This window comes from Brachybacterium vulturis (genome assembly GCF_043641765.1).
Taxonomy (GTDB): domain Bacteria; phylum Actinomycetota; class Actinomycetes; order Actinomycetales; family Dermabacteraceae; genus Brachybacterium; species Brachybacterium vulturis_A.
In genome coordinates, this window is record NZ_JBHZRO010000014.1 from 17,537 (window position 1) to 36,720 (window position 19,184).

Below are 19,184 nucleotides of genomic sequence, written 5' to 3' on the forward strand. Positions count from 1 at the left end.
TCGGGCGCCCCCGGCATGCGAAGATGAGGGGGCCGAATCCTCTGCGCTCATCGCACAGGATCCGCAGCAGGCCAGGAAGGGGTGCGCGGTGTCAGGGAACACCGAGTGGAACGACGAGAATCTCGACCACACATCGAAGTTGAGCGCGATCTCGCCCAACGACCCCGTGGACGATGCCGAGCCCGGTCTCTCGTCCCAGGATCGACGGGCGATCGACAAGCTGCCTCCGCGCAGTGCGCTGCTGATCGTGCGGAAGGGCCCGAATCTCGGTGCCCGGTTCCTGCTGGACTCCGAGACCACCGTCGCGGGACGTCACCCCAAGTGCGAGATCTTCCTCGACGACGTGACCGTCTCGCGCAAGCACGCCGCCTTCATGCGGGACGGGGACGGCTTCCTGGTGCGGGACCTGGGATCGCTCAACGGCACCTATGTCGGCAAGGAGCGGGTCGATGAGGCCCGGCTGCAGTCCGGGCAGGATGTGCAGATCGGGAAGTACCGCTTGACCTACTACGGCTTCGACGGGACGGACTGACCCGATGCCGGCCTCAGCCTCGCGCAGGCCGAGCTCGTCCGCGGCCTCCCGGCTCAGCATCGGCCAGGTGCTCGAGATCCTGCGCGACGAGTTCCCGGAGCTCGCGCACTCCAAGCTGCACTACCTCGAGTCCGAGGGCCTCATCACGCCCGAGCGCACCCCGGCCGGCTATCGCAAGTACTGCCGGGAGGACGTGGATCGGCTCCGCTTCGTGCTCCGCGCCCAGCGCGATCGCTTCTGGCCGCTGAAGGTGATCAAGGAGCATCTGCTCGAGCACGGCGTGGACTCCGAGGTCACCTCGATCGCCTCCCGCCCCGGCCCCACCGCGACCCTGCAGGCGGTCCGCTTGGACCGGCGAGGCCTGGCCCGCGAGGCCGGTGTCGAGGAGGAGTTCCTCGTCGAGCTGGAGCAGTTCGGGATGCTGGCCGAGGGGCCGCTCTTCTACGGCGCCACCGAGCTGGAGATCGTCACCTCCGCACGGGATCTCGCCGACGAGGGGCTGCATCCCCGGCACCTGGTGATGCTCCGCACCGCTGCCGAGCGGGAGGCGCACATGATCCGTTCCGTGGCGCGCCCGCGCTCGCGTCCAAGCGATTCCGCGGCGCGCGGCGAGGCCGAGGATTTCGCTCGTGACCTGGGCGAATCGATGATCACTCTGCATGGTGCAGTGCTGAGGACCAAGCTCCGGGAGGGCTGAGGCTGGCCGGGCCGTCATCCGTCCGTGACCTTCGGGCGGCGCGTTGCTGTCGGCCGACGGCGTCTTCGCGCTACCCTGGGCAGGTGCTCTCATCCTTCCCCCTCGGAGAGCCGGAACCCGGAGGTAGCCGTGAACGCCACGCCAGGCGATGATCGCACTGAACAGACCACTGTCCCCGCCGAACCCGCCCAGGGCGTGCTCTTCGACGACGTGGTGGACACCCCGGGGGAGCTCGGCTACCGAGGGCCGGCCGCCTGCAAGGCCGCCGGGATCACGTACCGCCAGCTGGACTACTGGGCCCGCACCGGCCTGGTCGAGCCCGGGGTCCGGGCCGCCCACGGCTCGGGCAGCCAGCGCCTCTACGGCTTCCGCGACATCCTGGTGCTGAAGGTCGTCAAGCGTCTGCTCGACACCGGGGTCTCCCTCCAGCAGATCCGGGTGGCCGTCAGCGCCCTGCGCGAGCGCGGCATCGACGACCTCGCCGGCATCACCCTGATGAGCGATGGCGCCTCGGTGTACGAGTGCACCTCCGCCGAGGACGTCTTCGACCTGGTCCAGGGTGGCCAGGGCGTGTTCGGCATCGCCGTGGGACGGGTCTGGCGCGAGGTCGAGAACGACCTGCTGAGCCTGCCGGGCGTCAATCCGGCAGATGACGCCGCCCTCGCCCTGCAGGACGAGCTGGCTGCCCGCCGTCGCTCCCGCCAGGCCGGCTGAGCGCCACCCACCACCGCGTCACAGAACGGCGAGCCCTGGGAAGGGGCTCGCCGTTCTCTCATGCGGGGCCGGCTCAGGAGTTCTGGCGGGAGTCCATCACGGTGCGCAGCAGGGCATCGAAGTCCTCGGTGAGCCGCTTGCCGGAGGCTCCCTCGTACTTGTGCAGCGGCACGGCGCCGCCCTGCGCCTGCTGCAGTCCCACCCGCTCCTCGATGATGGGCTCGAGCACTGCCTCGCCGAACAGCTCTCGCAGCTCCGCCAGGCGGTACTGGTGCTCGACCGATCGCGGCCGGTAGCGGTTCACCGCCAGTCCCAGGGGCTGCAGGCGCGGTGCGATGCCGTCCGAATGCATCTCGGCGGCGAGCTTGAGCGCACGATCCGCCGCGGTGACGGCGAAGAAGCCCGGCTCGGCGACGACCAGTGCACGGTCCGAGGCGGCGAGTGCCATCTGCGTGAGGCCGTTGAGCGAGGGCGGGCAGTCGATGAGCACCAGGTCGTACTGGTGGGTGCGCTTCTCCAGCGCCTGGTGGAGGCGCCGCACATCTTTCGGACCCTGGGTGGGGGAGTCCATGATCGCGGAGCGGCTGGACCCCGGGATGATGTCCAGGTGCGAGGCGGCCTCGGCGGCCCACGGGGTCGGGATGATGGCCCGGTCGATCGTCTCGGTGCGGGGGGAACTGATCACCTCCGCGATGTCCAGGCTGCTGGCCGGTTCGCCGAGCAGCCCGAGGGTGGAGTCGCCCTGCGGATCGAAATCGATCACGAGCGTGTTCACCCCCTGGTGGAGGGCCGCGGACGCCAGGCCGAGGGTCACGGACGTCTTGCCGACGCCGCCCTTGAGGGAACACACACTCACGATGAACACGTCCGCCAGTCTACCGACCCGAGACTGCACACCGGCACTACGACGGGCGGTAGCCTGCGTGAATCGTTCGGAAACAGGCTGACAGGGGAGAGCGGATGTCGCAGATCACGCACGATCTGGTGCTCGAGGTGCTCGACGGCTGCGGGGCGAGCGCGCTGCAGGAGGCGCGAGAGCTCGGTGCGGTCCGTCAGATCGGTCCCACCGAGCTGGCCCTGCGCACCGCGGACCTCGATGCGGTGCGCTCGCTGCGCCGCGTGGTCGCGGCCTCGACGAGCCTCACCGTTCCCGCCCGGCGGCCCCGGGAGCTGCTCGAGACCTCTGTCCAGCAGCGCCTCGCGGAGCTGCTCGAGCAGATCCGTCGCCAGCGCCCTCGCCAGACGTTCCACGCCCTGCGGCTCGAGGCCGCCGGCGCCGGCACCCCGGACATGCGCCGGCTCGCGAGCTCGCTGGCCGAGCTGGCGGAGCTGCCGGTGGACGGGGAGGGTGACCTGGTGGTGCGGGTGCGCAAGGGCGCGACCCCCGTGACCTGGCAGGTGCTGCTGCGCACCACCCCACGGCCGCTGGCGACCCGTGCCTGGCGCACCGTGAACTACCCCGGAGCGGTCAACGCCACCATCGCCGCCACCGTGCTGGACCTCCTGGATGTCCGCGCGGAGGATTCGCTGCTGGACATGACCTGCGGCTCCGGCACCTTCCTGGTGGAGCAGCTGCACGTGACGGCCCCGGCCCGGGCGGTGGGTGTGGACCTGGACCCGGCCGCGATCGACGCCGCCCGGGCCCATCAGCGGGCGGCACGTCGCAAGGGTCGTATCGACTGGATCCACGGGGACGTGCGCACGGCGCAGCTCGAGCCCGGTTTCAGCCGGTTGGTGACGAACCCGCCCTGGGGCACCCTGCACGGCGAGCACGAGAGCAACGAGGAGCTGCTGGCCGAGCTGCTCGCGCGTGCCGCCGAGCTGGCCGCACCGGTGGCGCGGCTGGGTGTGCTCACCCACGAGATCACCCGCATGCAGCGGGTGCTGGAGACCGCTCCGGCCGGGTGGCGATCGGTCGGCGAGCACCGCTTCTTCCAGAAGGGGCATCATCCGCGGCTGTTCCTGCTCGAACGTGGCTGAGCCTGGCCCAAAGGCTCACCGGTCCGACGGGATCACATCCCGCGTCGACCCTCCTGCAGCGCCTGCAGCGCGGCCCGGTCGCCGTGGATCCGGACCCCGGCGACCTCATCGCGGCCGCTCACCCACAGCAGCAGCTCGAGCGGATCCCCGTGGACCCGCAAGCTCCCTACCGCGTGGCGGGAGCGCAGCCGCCGGCCGCCCAGCGGTGAGACCAGTGTGACCTCCGCCCGCACCCGCATCGCCAGCGGCGCCATCAGGCCGACGGCCCGCCAGGCATCCGCCGCCGCCTCGGCGGGGAGCCGTCGCGGCTCCCAGCCGGGCTGCGCGCGGCGGAGGTCCTCGTGATGGATCAGCAGCTCGCCCTGGCCGCTCAGCGCATCGATCCGGCCGATGGGGGAGAGGCGCCCCGGGCCCTTCTGGAACCGTGCCACCCGGTCCTGCCAGGATTTCGCGCGCAGCGCGTCGAGCGCTCGCTGCGCACGGGCACCGAGCGGGCCCGGCAGGCGCGACCCCGCGCGCAGGTGGGGTGCGCCCTCGCGCAGCAGCAGATGCTCGAGCAGATCTGCCGCGTCCCACCCCGGCAGGATCGTCGGGGCCTCCGGGCCGTGGAGGAGGAACGTCCGGGCGAAGGCCTCGCGCTCGTCGTGATGGATGGCGTCGGTGGGCATCGACTTCTCAGTTCTGGTTGCTGACGGCGGTGACGTCGAGCGGGTCGGCGGTGACGTCTGGGTGATCACCCTATGTCCGCCCTCACCCGGCGGCAATCTCTCCCTCGCTCGCCGGCGGTGGGGGCGATGCGGGACACTGGAGGGATGGAACGACATGCGCACGCGTGGATGAGGGCCGAGGTCGCCGCCGGGACCGACGTCGCCCTGCTGGTGGCGGCCTCCTCGGCGCCGCTCACCGAGGAATCGTTGTCGGTGACGGCGGACGGGGTCGAGCATCCGGTCTCCGAGGCGCGCGACCGCTTCGGCAGCCGACTGCACCTGGTGCAGGGACTGCCCGAGGGCACCGTCGAGATCACCTACGAGGCACGCGGCGCGGCCCCCGCGGCGGTACCGACCGTCCAGGAGGCGGATGGGGTGCTGCACCTGCGCCCCTCGCGCTACTGCGAGGTCGACGAGTTCGAGAAGATCGCCGCCGAGGTGATCGCCGGGCGCGAGGGGACCGACGCGCTCGACGCCGTGGTGGACTGGGTGCACGACCACCTGGACTACGTGCCCGGCTCGAGCACGATCACCGATTCCGCGCGATCCACCTATGTCTCGCGCCAAGGGGTGTGCCGGGACTACGCCCATCTCACCGCGACGCTGCTGCGCGCCGGGGGGCTCCCGGCACGCTGCTCCTCGGTGTACGCCCCGGGGCTCAGCCCGATGGACTTCCACCTGGTGGTCGAAGCGCTGATCGAGGGGGAGTGGCTGGCGGTCGATGCGACCCATCTGGCGCCGCGCGCCTCGATGATGCGGATCGCGACCGGGCAGGACGCGGCCGACACCGCCTTCATGACCACCCTCGCGGGCAACGTCACCCTCACCGGCATCCAGGTCACCGCCGTGGTGGACCCGGCGCTGCCGCCCGAGGTGCACCGCGAACGGATCGCGCTGCGCTGAGGACGCCGCCCCACCGGACCTCAGCCGAGGGTCGGCGCTGGACCGTCGGGGTCCGGGCCTTCGGCGTCACCGTCCGGGGTGCCGGCGTCCTTGTCCCGGTCCTCCTGCTCGAAGCTCGCGAGGTAGTCCTCGACCTCGGCCGCGATCGCCTCGGCGGTGGGGACCTCCGCGCCCGCGCCGGAGGTGATCATCCGGTCGAAGCGGGCCTCGAGGCCGCTGACCATCTCCTGCAGCTGCGGCTGGGCGTCGATCTGGGCGGCCACCGCCTCGCGCACCGGGCCGGCCTGGGACTCCAGCGACTCCATCGGCAGCTGCGGTCCATGCTCCTCGGTGATCGCTCCGAGCAGCGCGAGCGCGGCATCGGGATAGGTCATCTCGTGCAGGTACTGGGGGACGTGCACCGTCAGCCCCACCACCTCGTGACCGCGCTCCGCCAGCCGCATCGTCAGCAATGCGGTGAAGGGGGCGCGCAGCCGGAACGTGCCCGGCATCGTGCGGCGCACGCTGATCGAGTCCGGATCGCCGGCGAAGCGGGTCACCGGCAGCTCCCGGGTGTGGGGGACCGGTGCCGGGAACCCCTGCAGCAGCAGGGTCCGCTCAATGCCGAGCTGTTCGACCACGATCTGCAGCGCGCTGGCCACCCGCTCCCATTGGAACGACGGCTCCGGCCCGGTGAGCAGGAAGAACGTCTCACCGTCGGCCGCCGAGACCTCGTGCAACAGGATCTCCGGCTTCTCGTAGTCGGCGAAATGGTCCAGCTGGAGGGTCACCTCCGGGCGACGCCCGGCATAGTCGTAGACCTGGTCCATGTCCAGGCGGCCGATGACACGGCTGGACAGCGTGTTCAGCAGCTGGTCATCGACCAGCCGCTGGGCATCGCCCGCATCGCTGTACGCCCCGAGCGTGACGAGCAGGGTCCGCCCGTGCAGGGAGCGCGAGTCGACGTGGCGCTCGTAGCTGAACAGGGTCGTCGGATCCATCATGACCTCCAGGGCGACGGGCCGCGGTACGCGGCGAACGGTGGCACCCAGTGCAACGAGGGTGCCGAGGGGCCTATTCCCGGTCGGATGCCGATCTCACGTGAGCAGCGCCACGGAATCGATCGCCAGGCGCAGCGCGAGCGCTCCGGTGACGACCAGGAACACCCCGCGGACGAATCCGGAGCCGAGCCTCAGCGCGAGCCGGGCCCCCAGGTAGCCGCCGAGCACGTTCGCGACCGCCATCACCGCTCCCAGGAGCCACCACACCTCGCCCTGCGTCCCGAAGACCAGCAGCGCACCGATGTTGGTGGTGAGGTTCGCGAGCTTCGCATGCACGCTCGCCTCGAGGAATCCGTACCCCAGCACAGCGACCATCGCGATGAGGAAGAAGCTGCCGGTGCCGGGGCCGAGGAGGCCGTCGTACACCCCGATGACGCCACCGATCCCACCGGAGCGCAGCAGGTGCGCACGGCCGCTGTGGCGGGGTGCGTGCTCCAATCCCATCGCGGGGCGCAGCAGCGTGTACGCGCCGACGGCCAGCAGGGCGAGCAGCACGATCGGGGAGAGCCACGGCTTGGGGATGAGGCCCGCCAGGCCCGCCCCGAGCGCGCTGCCGAGGAGCGCGCACACCACCAGCGGCACCACCGTTGCGGCGACCGGCATGATCCGGCGAACGTATGTCCAGGAGGAGACGGCCGTCCCCGCGGCGGAGGCGAGCTTGTTCGTGCCCAGCACCGCGCCGGTGGAGGTCTCGTCCGGCAGCGCGGTCAGCAGCGCCGGCAGCTGGATCAGGCCCCCGCCGCCCACCACCGCATCCACCCAGCCGGCGAGGAAGGCGGCCCCGATCAGGAGCACGAGCGTCAGTACGGAGAGCTCCAGGAGCTGATCGATCGGGGGCACGGGCCCAGTGAACACCGGCCTCGACGGCTGTGACGAATCCTTGGCCCACCTGTCAGAATGGCGGACATGCAGGCACTGATCTGGGACCTCGGCGGCACCTTGGTGGACACCTATCCGGATGTGGACCGGGCCCTGGCCTCCGCCATCGACCCCCGTCCCGGCAGCGAGCTGCTGCACGAGGTGGCGCTGCTGACGCGCGTCTCCAGCTCCCACGCGATCAGCACGCTGGCCGCGCGGCACGACGTCTCCGAGCACCGTCTGCGCACGGCCTACGAGGCCACGAAACAGCACTGGCAGGAGCATCCTCCGCCGGTGACGGCGGGTGCCCGCGACCTGCTGACCGCGGTGCGGGAGCGGGGCGGGATGAACCTGGTCTGCACCCACCGTGACCGCGCGAGCGCCCTGGCCCTGATCGAGGCGCTCGACCTCCGGATCGATGACCTGGTCTGCGCGCCCGACGGGTACCCCCGCAAGCCCGACCCGGCCATGGTGCTCGCCCTCTTGGAACACCATGATCTGCCGCCCGAGGACTGCCTCGCCGTCGGCGACCGCCCCGCTGACGTCGCTGCCGCCGCGGCGGCCGAGGTGCGCGGCGTGCTGCTGGAGACGCCGGGGGTCCCGCTCGAGGCCGGCGGGGCGGCCCGGGTCGGTGCGCTCCATGAGGTGCTCAGCCTGCTCAGCGACTGAGGCGCGGAGCCGGGAGCGGGCGACTACCGTGGGGGGATGGCGATCATCTACCAGGCTGAGCTCCGTCCGTCCAAGCCCGAGATCCTGCGCGACTTCCTGTCCAGCCGCTCCTGGTGCGAGAGCGGCGAGATCCAGCTGCTCGGCGCCTACCGCTTCGACGATCCCGACGGCGAGGTCGGCGCGGAGTGCCATCTGGTGCGGGTGGGAGAGACGACCTACCATCTGCCGCTGTCATACCGTCCCGCACCGGTCGAGGGCGCCGAGGAGCACCTGCTGGCCACGATGCAGCACTCGGTGCTGGGGGAGCGCTACGTCTACGACGGCCTCGGCGACGAGCTAGTGCTGGACTGCTTCCGCCGGGCGCTCTGCGGGGAGCAGGCGCAGGCCGAGCTCGGGATCTACTCGGACGAGGGCCAGCTGATCGAGATTCAGCCGCAGACCGTCACGCTGAGCCTCGAGGTCGACGAGGGCGAGGAGCTGCCCACCGGGGACGAGCTGTTGGAGGGCGCACCGTTCACCATCGCGCGCACACTCGGCGATCTCGACGGCATCGTCCGGCTGCGCGCCCGCTGGTCCGGCGGCGAGGGAGTGGTCGCCGCGTACTGAGCGCCCCACTGCCTCCACTTTACATAACGTGCATTATCGGCGGTGTCTCGAGGTGCTGAGGATGCACGAGACCTGCCAGCCGTACGCCTGGCGCGTCACCTCTCTTGTGCGCCCTTCAGGGTCCTGCCGGAGACAGTTCTGCTGGAGTCGCCGGAGGCAATGCCATCCGAGGTGAATCCCGTGCACGCCGGTAGTTCCCGCGCACGACGAGCTCACCGCGTGACTCCGCCCACCAGTTGGCCGGAGCGAACCTCGAGGGCCCATGAACAGCCCTCAGGCATAGAGACTCGGATTACGTATCAAGAACGCTGTGCACGTATGGGTGCGGAGGTATTGTCCGACGCCGAGCTCCGATGGCGCACTCGGGCCACCTCTCCCCTGACTCCCCCGAACATCCCTCTGACCTGCGAATCCACCCCGAACGTGCAGGTCATGGTGCCGCAAGAGCAATTCGGTGCGAGTCGTTCGACCTTCGGCCCTATGACACAGAGCCATCAGGGACACAGAGCCATCAGGGCGACGGGGACTCCCCCCGGCTCACACCGAGAAGACCGATCAGCAGATCGCGTCGCGTCGCCTCTGATCCTCGAGCACCAGCTCCCGGATCTCGGCGGGCAGTCGGTCCCGCTGCCAGTCCCGTTCGGCACGCAGGGTGTCATCTCCGCGCGCTTCACGCACCGCCTGCAGCGCATAGGCGGCCGCTCCCAGGTCGTGCTCGGCGCAGTCGGCCGCCCAGAGGGCCAGCAGCTGGTGGTGCTCGTCCCGCAGCGTCCCGCCGCGACGGATCGTCACCATCCGCGGATCGCGCACCTCGGGCAGGATCATGCTGCTCCCGCATGCGGGTTCGGAGTGCCGCTCCCCCGTCCGGCCAGCACGAAGAACGTCGCCGAGATCAGGCAGCCCACGACCATCGCGATCGCCATCGGCAGCGAGGAGTGGGTGCCGGCGATGCCCACCAGCGGCGCGGCGAGCGAGGCCGAGAAGGAGAAGCCCAGCCCCAGCATCGCTGAGCCGGTGCCCGCGAACTCTCTCGCCTGGCTGGAGGCGAGCGCCCCGCCGTTGCCGAAGATCATGCCCTGGGGTGCGACGGTGAAGAAGAACGCCGGCAGCACGATCCACGCCGGGGTGTCCAGGAACAGGCTCCCGATCAGCAGCGCGAAGCTCGCCAGCGACACCACGATCAGCCCCATCCGGATGAGCGTCCGCGGATGGATGGTGCGGGTCAGTCGCGCCGAGAGCAGCGACATCGTCATCATCCCCAACGAGTTGATCGCGAAGCTCACCGAGTACTCGCTCGAGGTGAAGCCGAGCATCTCCTGGACCACGAAGGAGGAGGCCGAGACATAGGCCATCAGCGCGAACGCCGAGAACGCATTGACCAGCATGTATGCTACGAAGATCCGGCGACGCAGCAACGCGCGCACATTCCGCAGGAAGGTGCGGAAGCCGCCGGAGTGGCGACGGGAGACGGGCAGCGACTCCGGGATCAGCAGCAGCACCCCGAGCAGCGAGATCAGCGACATGGCGGCGATCACCAGGAAGATCTCGCGCCACTGGCCGAACACCAGGATGATGCCGCCCAGCAGCGGGGCGACGATCGGGGCGACGCCGCCCACGCCCTGCATGATGTTCATGATCCGGAACAGCTCCGGGCCGTCGGTCATGTCGATCAGCACCGCGCGGCCCAGCACCATCCCGAAGCCGCCGCCGATCCCCTGCAGCACGCGCAGCACCAGCAGGATCTCGACGCTCGGGGCGAGGGCGCAGCCGATCGAGGCCAGCAGGCACAGGACGATACCGATCAGCAGCGGTGCGCGGCGTCCCATCCGGTCCGAGAGTGGGCCGGCGACGACCTGACCGCTCGCGGTGCCGAGGAAGAAGGCGGTGATGGTCAGCTGCATCCGCGAGGCGCTGGTCGACAGCTCGCCCGCGACCTCGGGGAAGGCCGGGATGTACATGTCGGTGGCCAGCGGGCCGATCGCGCTGAGGGTGGTGAGCACGACGATCACCATCGCGGTCACCTTGCCGCGGGTGCGGCTGAGCTCCTCCTCGTCGGGCAGCTGGGCGAGCTCGCGATCCGCCGGGTCCTCGAGCACGGGGAGCGCGCCGGTGATGGTGGGGATCGCGCCGGTGATGGTCGGGACGGAGCCGGTGGAGGTGGTCGGCTCCTCGCGAGAGTCCTCGCGCGGGGTGTCGTCGGCGGCGGAGGCCACGGGGGTCCTTTCGAGACGGGCAGACGTCGAGCCGGGGGATCACTGGGATCCCGCCCGGCTCGATCGCACCATCCTATGCAGGCGTCGGCGCCCGCTGCAGATCGGGTCAGGCGGCGGACCGCCGGTCCGCGGCGAGCCGTTCCTGGTAGCTCCTGTCCGTGCGCTTCAGCCAGCGGATCACCGCGGAGGTCACCGGGATCATCGCGTACTGGACGATGACCTTGTAGAGGAAGCCGAGGAGCGTGTACTCGGCCCACTGCTCGAGGGTGGTGATGCCGATCGCGACCGAGGCGATCGAGCAGAAGATGAGGGTGTCCACCAGCTCGCCGAGCCCCGAGGAGGTGAACAGCCGCGCGATCAGGCCCCGCTCCCCCATCCGGCGCTTCATGCGGGTCACCACGAAGGAGTTCAGGCTCTGGCCGGCGAGGAAGCCGGCGAGCCCGGCGAGGACGATGATCCAGACCGGCCCCAGCGCGAGCTCGAGGGCCTCCTGCTTCGCCTGGCCGTACTCGCCCGGGAACGGGGGCAGGGCGATGATCACCTGGTAGCTGACCGAGGCCAGGATGCTCACGGCGAAGGAGGTGAGGATCGCGCGGCGGGCGCTGCGCGCCCCGTAGAGCTCGGTGATGATGTCGCCCAGCACGTACGCGAGGGGGAAGAGGAAGAAGCCGCCGTCGGTGAGGATGTCGAATCCGGTGCCCGGGATGGTCCCGAAGCTGACGCCCTTGGCGGCGCCGATCCCCGAGAGCACGACCACGGTGACCATGGCGGCCAGGAGGATGTCGAAGTGAGAGCTGCCCCGGTCGGCGTAGACGGCGCCGGCCGGGCGTCCAGAGTGCTGGCGGGTGGGGGGAGTGTTCTGCTCGGTGATCACCGGGGAAGGGTACACAGCACAGCGGGCCGCGACCATGGGGTCGCGACCCGCCCGGAGCTCAGATGCGCGGGTTCAGATTCCGGCGGCGCCGTAGTCGTATTCGCCCACGAAGCGCGCGAACTGCTCCTCGCCTCCGAACCAGAGGTTGGAGTCGCCGGCGAAGGGACCGGTGGTCGAGTACTGCCACATCTCCCAGCCCCACCAGCGCCCCGGCAGGGCGGTGGGGCGGTCCGCGCGGTACGCGGCGAGGAACAGCGGGGAGTTCACCGGGGTCCAGTCCCCCACCACGTCGTTCCACCAGTGCAGGTTCGTGTAGAGCGCGGGTCGGCGCCCGGTCTGCTCCCGGTAGCGGTTCGAGAAGCCCATGATCCAGTCGCGCATCTCCTGCTGGGAGAGCCCGTAGTCGCGCGGGAGCCCGGAGTAGCCCTCGAGGTCGAGCATGCCCGGCAGCGTGATGCCGTCCTCGGACCAGCCGCCGCCGTTGTTGAGGAAGAAGTCCACCTGTTCCTCGGGGCCGCCGGAGTCGGGGCGGGCGAAGTGGTAACCGCCGCGCACGAGCCCCGCATTGCCGGCGCCGAGGTACTGATGGTCGAAGGCAGGGCTGCGGTACGAACGGCCCTCGGTGGCCTTGACGTAGGCGAAGCGGGAGCCGAGGTCGGCCTGGGCGGCCCAGTCGACCTCTCCCTGCCAGCCGGAGACGTCCTGCCCGAAGATGCCGGCGGCCTGGGCGGCTGGTGCGGTCAGCGCCGCGGTGCCGGCACCGAGGGCGGCCGCACCGAGTGCGCCGCCGCGCAGCAGCGAGCGACGGGAGGGGCCGACCTGCTCGGGTGCGGCGGGAGGAGGGGTGAGATGGCGGGGCCGGTAGGACGACATGGCGTCTCCTGGGGGAAGCAGGGGAACGGGGCGGGAAGACAGGAAAGCGCGGCGCGACGGTCGTCACACCGGGTGCACCGTACGTGCTCCGGTATCTCAGGGCATCCGCGCGGCCCCAACTCGGCGTGTCCCGGCGAATCGGGCGGAACGGGTGGAGCTGGAGCGCTACGGGGTGACGATCAGTCCGTGGGCGGCGAGGAGGCCGCGATGAAGGCGTGGAAGGTCCCCAGGATCGTGGTCGCGGCGAGTTCGGTGACATCCCGGTCCTCCATCTGCTCCCGCAGCATGAGGTCGATGAAGATGCCGATCAGCAGCTGCGCGAGATCCTCCGGGGCCAGCAGCGCCCGGGCTCCGGAGGCCTCCAGCCGCACCGTGAGCATCGCGCCGATCCGGTCCCTGAGCCGTTCGCGCTGGACGGCGAGCTCGGCCCGCATCTGCTCGTCGCGCAGGGAGCGCGCGATCGCGTCGGAGTAGAGCAGATACCACTGACGCCCGAAGGGCCGGATCCCCTCGAAGACGGCGAGCATGACGCCGGCGTCGTCGAAATCGGGCGACTGCTGCGCGTCCGACGAGGACGCCTCGGAGATCGCGGACTCGACCGAGGCGTTCGCGATCGCGATGAATTCGGCGGTGACCTCGTCGAACAGGGCGGTGAAGACCTCCTCCTTGGTGGAGAAGTTCGAATAGAAGGCACCGCGGGTGAACCCGGCGGCCGTGACCAGGTCATCGACCGTCACCCCGTCGATCCCCTTCTCGACGAAGACCTCGAGCGAGGCCCGGACGAGCTTGGTGCGGGTGTTCTCCCGGCGCCGGGTGCCCGCGGACTGCGGCAGCGGCTCGAACAGTTCGCTCATGGCTCCTCATGAATGTGTCGACGTTCACTCCCGGGCCCTCCGTGCGCGCCGGGGTGTTGTGCCGATAGTATCCCACCGATACATTCATGTATCGAATGCGTGGGCGTCTCGAGCAGGCGATCCGGCGTCTCTCCTGCTCGTACCTGCCCTGGAGGTCTCGTGTCCTCGTCCCTGTACCGCCTCGGTCTGTTGATGGCCTCGCTGCGCTGGAAGATCGTCGGCGCGTGGATCGTCCTGCTGGTGATCGTCGGCGGCCTCGCCGTGGGTCTCGGCGGCACCTTCGCCTCCGACATCGAGATCCCCGGCACCGAGGGCCAGCGCGGCATCGACGCCCTGGCCAACCGCTTCCCGGAGATGGGCGGCACCGCCGGGCAGGTGGTCTTCGTCACCGAGGACGGCTCGACGGTTCAGGAGCACCAGGACGAGATCGATGCGGTGATGAGTGAGATCGGAGAGGTGGAGCACGTCTCGGTGGCCCCCTCCCCCTTCGACGAGCTCTCCCCCGGCACTCTGAACGAGGACGGCACCGCCGTCATCGGCCAGTTCCAGATGGACTTCCCCACGGGCGTGTACCCCGCAGCATCGGTCGAGGAGATCAGCCGGCTGGTCGCGGAGGCCGACACCGCGACGCTGGACGCGAACCTCGGCGGTCAGGTGCTGCAGAGCGCGGAGATCCCCTTCGGCGCCGGCGAGATCGTGGGCGTGATCGTCGCCCTGCTCATCCTCGCGATCGTGTTCCGCTCCCTGGTGCCCGCAGTGATCCCGATCATCACCGCGATCGTCGGCGTCGGGGTCTCGATGCTCGCCCTGGTCGCGCTCTCCGCCGGGATCGACATCCCCTCCGTCACCACGGCGCTCGGCGCGATGCTGGGCCTCGCCGTCGGCATCGACTACGCCCTGTTCATCCTCTCCCGCCACCGCGACCAGCTCAGCCAGGGCGATGACGTCCGCGACTCGATCGGCAAGGCCCTGGCCACCTCCGGCAGCGCCGTGATCTTCGCCGGCATGACCGTGATCATCGCCCTGGTGGGCCTGTTCATCACCGGCATCCCCTTCCTCACCGTGATGGGTGTGGCCGCGGCCGCGACCGTCGCGCTGTCCGTGGTGGTCGCGCTGACCATGCTCCCGGCGATGATGGGGATCTTCGGCGAGCGGCTGCGACCGCGTCGCATTCGCCGCCGGATGGCCGAGCACGGCGGCACCCTGCCGGCGCCCGACCCGCAGGCATCGCCCCGCCGCAGCCTCGGCCGCAGCTGGGTGCGCCTGGTGACGAAGGTGCCTGCGCTGACGATCCTGGTGGTGATCGTCGGCGTCGGCGCCCTCGCGGTGCCGATCAAGGACCTCGAGCTCGCCCTGCCGGATCTGGGCACCGAGCCCACCGGCACCGCCGCGCGCGACACCTACGACCTGGTCGCCGAGGAGTTCGGTCCGGGCTACAACGGTCCGCTGCTGGTGACCGCCGACATCATCAACACCACCGATCCGCTCGGCGTCGTCGACGAGCTGGAGAGCGACGTGGCCGCCCTCGAGAACGTCAAGGAGATCCAGCTGGCGACCCCGAACCGGGGTGCGGACATGGCCGTGGTGGTGGCGATCCCCGAGGGCGGTCCCACCGATCAGTCCACCAAGGACCTGGTCGCCGAGCTGCGGGACCGGGCCGACGGCTGGGAGCGGGAGCTGTCGATCTCCGACGTCACCGTCACCGGCGCCACCGCCGTCGGCATCGACGTCACCGACAAGCTCTCCTCCGCGCTGCTGCCCTTCGCATTGTTCGTCGTCGGTCTCTCCCTGATCCTGCTCGCCCTGGTGTTCCGCTCGATCTGGGTGCCGCTCAAGGCCTCCGTCGGCTACCTGTTCTCGGTGGTGGCGGCCTTCGGCGTGACCGCGATGGTGTTCGAGTACGGCTGGTTCAACGGGCCGCTGTTCGTGGACGTCAACGGCCCGGTGGTCTCCTTCATGCCGATCATGGTGATGGGGGTGCTGTTCGGCCTGGCGATGGACTACGAGGTGTTCCTGGTCTCGAGGATGCGCGAGGAGTTCGTGCACACCGGTGATGCCCGCGGCGCGATCGAGCGGGGATTCACCGCGAACGCCCCCGTGGTCACCGCCGCCGCGCTGATCATGGTCTCGGTCTTCGCCGGCTTCGTCACCTCCGGCTGGTTCATGCTGCAGCCGATCGCCGTCGCCCTCGCCGTGGGCGTGCTGGTCGACGCCTTCGTGGTGCGGATGACCTTCGTGCCCGCCGTGCTCGCCCTGCTGGGCCGGCACGCCTGGTGGCTGCCGGGATGGCTGTCCCGCGCGCTGCCCACGGTCGACGTCGAGGGCGAGGGCCTGGCCGCCGTGCTCGAGCACCGTCGCTGGACCGAGGCGCACGGGAAGCTGGCGCTCCGCCTCCAGGACACGGTCGCCCCGCTGCTGGGCGCGCCCGGCACCCTGGGTCCGCTCACCGGTGCCATCGCCCCCGGCACCCTGCTGGTGGTGCGCGACCCGGACGACGCCGCCCGCGCGACCTTCCTCGCGCTCGCCGCGGGACGTCACCGCCCCACCTCCGGCGTGCTCGCCGTCCACGACCGCCTCGCCCCCGACGACGTCGCCGCGATCCAGGCCCGCACCCACTGGATCGGGGCCGGCGAGCAGGTCTCCGAGCGTCTGGCCGGGCTCAGCGAGCACGGCCTGGACCGTGCCGTCGTCGTCATCGAGCAGATCGGGGACCTCGCGCATGCCGCCGCCACCGACGACACGCTCGTCGAGCGCCTCGACGCACTGCTGGAGGCCGGGGCCACGGTGATCGTCGGCTCCCGCAAGGATCACCCCATCGACGCCGAGCGCCACCTGCACGGCGCGCTGCGCGTCCCTGACCGTCTGCTCGCCCTGTCCGTCCAGCGCTCCACCGCCTCGACCCTCGAAGGAGCCCACGCATGAACCGCCTGTCGCATCCCCGCACCCTCCTCGTCGTCCTGGTGCTGCCGCTGCTGGTGGTGGGGCTCGGCATGTGGGCCCTCAGCGGCCGCGTGGACCGCCTGGACACCGTGCCCGCGGCCGTGGTGAACCTCGATGAGGGCGCCGAGATCGAGGACGCCGACGGCGAGGTCCAGACCGTGCCCTTCGGCCGGCTGCTGGCCGGTGCGCTCACCCAGCCCGGAACCGTCGAGGGCCAGGACACCCCGGATACCACCGGCTTCGACTGGCGGCTGACCAGCCTGGAGGATGCCGAGCAGGGCCTGCAGGACGGCAGCTACTCCGCCCTCGTGGTGATCCCGGAGGACTTCTCGGAGCACCTGGCCACCATCGGCACCCCGGAGGCCTCCCCGGCGATCCTCGAGGTCACCACCAACGACGCCAGCGGCCAGATCAACACCCTGGTGGCCACCGCGGTCGCCGAGGCGTCCGCCTCCACCGTCGGCGGGCAGATGGCCGAGCAGTACCTCAACGGCCTCTACCTCGGCTTCAACGACATCCAGGATGGTCTCTCGGACTCCGCGGACGGCGCGCGCGAGCTCGCCGACGGCACCTCGGAGCTCGACGACGGCACCCAGGAGCTCGCCGACGGCACCCTCACCCTCGCCGAGGGCACGAGCGAGGCGGCCGACGGAGCGCGGACGTTCTCCGACGGGGTGTGGACCTTCGCCGACGGCAGCTGGCAGCTGGCCGACGGCTCCCGCACGCTCGCCGACGGCCTGGACGACCTGGCCACCGGCACCGAGGAGCTCGCACGCGGCGTCCACGGACTCCAGGACGGCATGCACGGCACCGATGGTCAGCCGGGTCTGCTCGACGGTGCCCAGCAGCTGGCCGCGGGTGTCGAGGGCGACGGCACCGCCGAGAACCCGGGCCTGGTCGCGGGCGCCGATCAGCTCGCCACCGGCCTCGAGCAGTTCGCGGGCGGCGTCGCCCAGACCGACGCCGCCGTCACCGGGGACGGCAGCGCCGAGAACCCCGGTCTGGTCCCCACCGCGCAGAGCGTCGCAGGCGGCACCGCCGAGCTCGGCCAGGGGGCGCAGCAGGCCGCCGACGGACTGGCCGGCACCCCCGAGCAGCCCGGCCTCGCCCAGGGCGCCGAGGGCGTGGTCGCCTACAGCGCCGCCACCGAGGAGCTCGCCGGCGGCCTGGACACGATCGTCGACGGCGATGGCACCGAGCAGAATCCGGGCATGACGGCGCTGGCCGGGAGCATGCAGGAATCCGCCTGCGCGCTCGCCGGCAGCTTCCCCGAGGAGGATCAGAGCGAGCAGGCCCTCCAGGCCCGGGCACTGTGCGGTCAGGCCGGGGGCATGACCGACTACGTCTCCGGGGTGGACGACGCCGCCGCGGGCCTCGACACGATCGTCAACGGAAACGGCACCGCCCAGAACCCCGGCCTCACCGCCACCGCACAGGGTGTGAGCCAGGGCGCGACCACCGCCGCGGATGGTGTCCAGCAGCTCGCCGACGGCATCAACGGCACCGATCAGCAGCCGGGCCTGGTCCAGGGCACCCAGGGCCTGGTCACCTACGCCGAGGGCATCGAGACCGCCTTCACCGGGGACGGGACCGCGGCGAACCCCGGCCTCACCGCCTCTGCCGAGCAGCTCGCCACGGGTGCCCGCTCCAGCGCCGACGGTGCCGGAGAGCTGGTGACCGGGGTGACCGGACTGCGTGACGGCCTGGTGCAGTACGCCGACGGCGTGGACCAGCTCGCCGAGGGCGCCGACCAGCTGGCCGAGGGTGCCCGCGCCAGTGCCGGGGGTGCCGGAGACCTCGCCGAGGGCACCGGTGAGCTGGCCGAGGGGGCGGACGATCTCGGCACCGGCGCGGACCAGCTGGCCGACGGCACCGAGGAGCTCGCCGAGGGCACCGGAGACCTGGCCGAGGGCACCGATGAGCTCGCCGAGGGCACCGGAGAGCTGGCCGAGGGCAGCGACGAGCTGGCCGAGGGGCTGCGTGAGGGCGCCGACTCCGTCCCGACGTACACCGAGTCGGAGCGCTCCCGGATGGGCGAGATGGCCGCCGCGCCCGTCGGCACCGAGGCGGAACAGTGGAACCAGGCCAATGGTGCGGACACCGCCACCTTCCCCTTCGTCACCGGGCTCGCGCTGTGGCTGGGCGCCTTCGGCACCTTCCTGCTGCTGCCGGCACTGCGCCGCCGGCTGCTGGACCGGGCGCTGCCGATGTGGCAGGTGGTGCTGCGCTCGCTGGCCCCCGCGCTGCTGATCGCCGTGGTGCAGTCCGTCGCGGTGCTGGCGGTGCTCACCGCCATCGGCATCGCGCCGGTCTCCCCGCTCGCCGTGGGTGTGCTGACCCTGGCCGGGGCGGTGATGTTCGCGGCGCTGCACCAGGGCCTGCTGACGGTGCTCGGCGCACGCATCGGCCGGATCTCCTCGATCGTGCTGATGGTGCTGCAGGTGGTGACGCTGGTGGGGATCCTGCCGGTGGAGACCGCGCCGGAGCTGCTGCAGTCGCTCAGCTCCCTGATGCCGCTGTCGATCGTGACCCAGGGCCTGGTCCATGCCGCGCTCGGCGGGACGCTGGTGAGCACCACCAGCACCCTGCTGGCGATCCTCGCCTGGACGGCGGTCTCGCTGCTGCTGACCCTGGTGGCCTCGCGCCGGGCGCGGCTGGCCGATCGCTCCGAGCACGTGGGTGCCCGACCGGTCCCGGCGCTGGCCTGAGCACCTCGACCCGGAG

The 19,184-nt window shown here is 71.1% G+C and carries 18 protein-coding genes; 9 read left to right on the plus strand and 9 right to left on the minus strand.

Translation table 11 applies throughout. From position 1 onward, the window contains the following. Positions 1-88: 88 nt before the first annotated feature. The 3 genes from ACHUEU_RS11645 to ACHUEU_RS11655 all read left to right on the plus strand — a co-directional run bounded on the left by ACHUEU_RS11645 (position 89) and on the right by ACHUEU_RS11655 (position 1,943). Positions 89-532, plus strand: a complete 444-nt coding sequence (locus ACHUEU_RS11645; RefSeq protein ID WP_394216290.1) for an FHA domain-containing protein — start codon at positions 89-91, stop codon at positions 530-532. Between the two features lie 4 nt (positions 533-536). Next, positions 537-1,229: a transcriptional regulator FtsR gene (gene ftsR / locus ACHUEU_RS11650; protein ID WP_394216291.1), complete on the plus strand. Its 693-nt coding sequence runs from the start codon at positions 537-539 to the stop codon at positions 1,227-1,229. A gap of 129 nt (positions 1,230-1,358) precedes the next feature. Next, the gene (locus ACHUEU_RS11655) at positions 1,359-1,943 is read left to right on the plus strand and encodes a MerR family transcriptional regulator (RefSeq protein ID WP_096803137.1); all 585 of its coding nucleotides are present in this window, start codon (positions 1,359-1,361) and stop codon (positions 1,941-1,943) included. Positions 1,944-2,016: 73 nt separating this feature from the next. Here the strand turns inward: ACHUEU_RS11655 and ACHUEU_RS11660 are convergent, their stop codons facing one another. Further along, complete coding sequence (locus tag ACHUEU_RS11660) at positions 2,017-2,808, minus strand: ParA family protein (protein ID WP_394216292.1); 792 nt, start codon at positions 2,806-2,808, stop codon at positions 2,017-2,019. A gap of 95 nt (positions 2,809-2,903) precedes the next feature. Between ACHUEU_RS11660 and ACHUEU_RS11665 the strand changes: the two genes are divergently transcribed. Continuing rightward, positions 2,904-3,923, plus strand: a complete 1,020-nt coding sequence (locus ACHUEU_RS11665) for a methyltransferase (protein ID WP_394216293.1) — start codon at positions 2,904-2,906, stop codon at positions 3,921-3,923. A gap of 32 nt (positions 3,924-3,955) precedes the next feature. On the opposite strand, the gene ACHUEU_RS11670 is transcribed toward ACHUEU_RS11665, so the two are convergent. Further along, entirely contained in the window at positions 3,956-4,591 is a 636-nt protein-coding gene (locus tag ACHUEU_RS11670) for a TIGR03085 family metal-binding protein (RefSeq protein WP_394216294.1), read from the minus strand. A 144-nt stretch (positions 4,592-4,735) separates the two neighbouring features. On the opposite strand from ACHUEU_RS11670, the gene ACHUEU_RS11675 reads away from it, so the two are divergent. Then, entirely contained in the window at positions 4,736-5,533 is a 798-nt protein-coding gene (locus tag ACHUEU_RS11675) for a transglutaminase-like domain-containing protein (RefSeq protein WP_394216295.1), read from the plus strand. 20 nt (positions 5,534-5,553) lie between these two features. Here ACHUEU_RS11675 and ACHUEU_RS11680 read toward each other — a convergent pair whose 3' ends face one another. Continuing rightward, entirely contained in the window at positions 5,554-6,516 is a 963-nt protein-coding gene (locus ACHUEU_RS11680) for a PAC2 family protein (protein ID WP_394216296.1), read from the minus strand. Between the two features lie 93 nt (positions 6,517-6,609). Then, positions 6,610-7,413, minus strand: a complete 804-nt coding sequence (locus tag ACHUEU_RS11685) for a TSUP family transporter (RefSeq protein ID WP_394216297.1) — start codon at positions 7,411-7,413, stop codon at positions 6,610-6,612. Between the two features lie 66 nt (positions 7,414-7,479). Between ACHUEU_RS11685 and ACHUEU_RS11690 the strand changes: the two genes are divergently transcribed. Together ACHUEU_RS11690 and ACHUEU_RS11695 are read left to right on the plus strand one after the other, a co-directional pair. Continuing rightward, positions 7,480-8,100: an HAD-IA family hydrolase gene (locus tag ACHUEU_RS11690; RefSeq protein WP_394216298.1), complete on the plus strand. Its 621-nt coding sequence runs from the start codon at positions 7,480-7,482 to the stop codon at positions 8,098-8,100. A gap of 36 nt (positions 8,101-8,136) precedes the next feature. Continuing rightward, a complete protein-coding gene (locus ACHUEU_RS11695; RefSeq protein WP_394216299.1) occupies positions 8,137-8,706 on the plus strand; it encodes a maltokinase N-terminal cap-like domain-containing protein in 570 nt (189 codons plus the stop codon). Positions 8,707-9,261: 555 nt separating this feature from the next. Here ACHUEU_RS11695 and ACHUEU_RS11700 read toward each other — a convergent pair. The 5 genes from ACHUEU_RS11700 to ACHUEU_RS11720 form a co-directional block, all read right to left on the minus strand. After that, positions 9,262-9,531: a putative immunity protein gene (locus ACHUEU_RS11700; protein WP_394216300.1), complete on the minus strand. Its 270-nt coding sequence runs from the start codon at positions 9,529-9,531 to the stop codon at positions 9,262-9,264. After that, entirely contained in the window at positions 9,528-10,919 is a 1,392-nt protein-coding gene (locus tag ACHUEU_RS11705; protein WP_394216301.1) for a multidrug effflux MFS transporter, read from the minus strand. Before ACHUEU_RS11705 ends, ACHUEU_RS11700 begins: the two co-directional genes overlap by 4 nt. A 106-nt stretch (positions 10,920-11,025) precedes the next feature. After that, positions 11,026-11,793 carry a queuosine precursor transporter gene (locus ACHUEU_RS11710; protein ID WP_394216302.1) on the minus strand — a complete coding sequence of 256 codons (768 nt, stop codon included), beginning with the start codon at positions 11,791-11,793 and terminating at the stop codon, positions 11,026-11,028. Positions 11,794-11,865: 72 nt separating this feature from the next. After that, positions 11,866-12,666 (minus strand): GH25 family lysozyme, encoded by an 801-nt coding sequence (locus ACHUEU_RS11715; protein WP_394216303.1) that lies wholly within the window; start codon positions 12,664-12,666, stop codon positions 11,866-11,868. 179 nt (positions 12,667-12,845) lie between these two features. Then, positions 12,846-13,520 carry a TetR/AcrR family transcriptional regulator gene (locus ACHUEU_RS11720; protein WP_394216304.1) on the minus strand — a complete coding sequence of 225 codons (675 nt, stop codon included), beginning with the start codon at positions 13,518-13,520 and terminating at the stop codon, positions 12,846-12,848. Between the two features lie 159 nt (positions 13,521-13,679). Between ACHUEU_RS11720 and ACHUEU_RS11725 the strand changes: the two genes are divergently transcribed. Both ACHUEU_RS11725 and ACHUEU_RS11730 read left to right on the plus strand, forming a co-directional pair. Then, positions 13,680-16,442 carry an MMPL family transporter gene (locus ACHUEU_RS11725; RefSeq protein WP_394216305.1) on the plus strand — a complete coding sequence of 921 codons (2,763 nt, stop codon included), beginning with the start codon at positions 13,680-13,682 and terminating at the stop codon, positions 16,440-16,442. Then, on the plus strand, positions 16,439-19,168 hold the full coding sequence (locus ACHUEU_RS11730) for a YhgE/Pip family protein (RefSeq protein ID WP_394216306.1): 2,730 nt from the start codon (positions 16,439-16,441) through the stop codon (positions 19,166-19,168). The genes ACHUEU_RS11725 and ACHUEU_RS11730 overlap by 4 nt, the downstream gene beginning before the upstream one ends. Positions 19,169-19,184 lie beyond the last annotated feature (16 nt).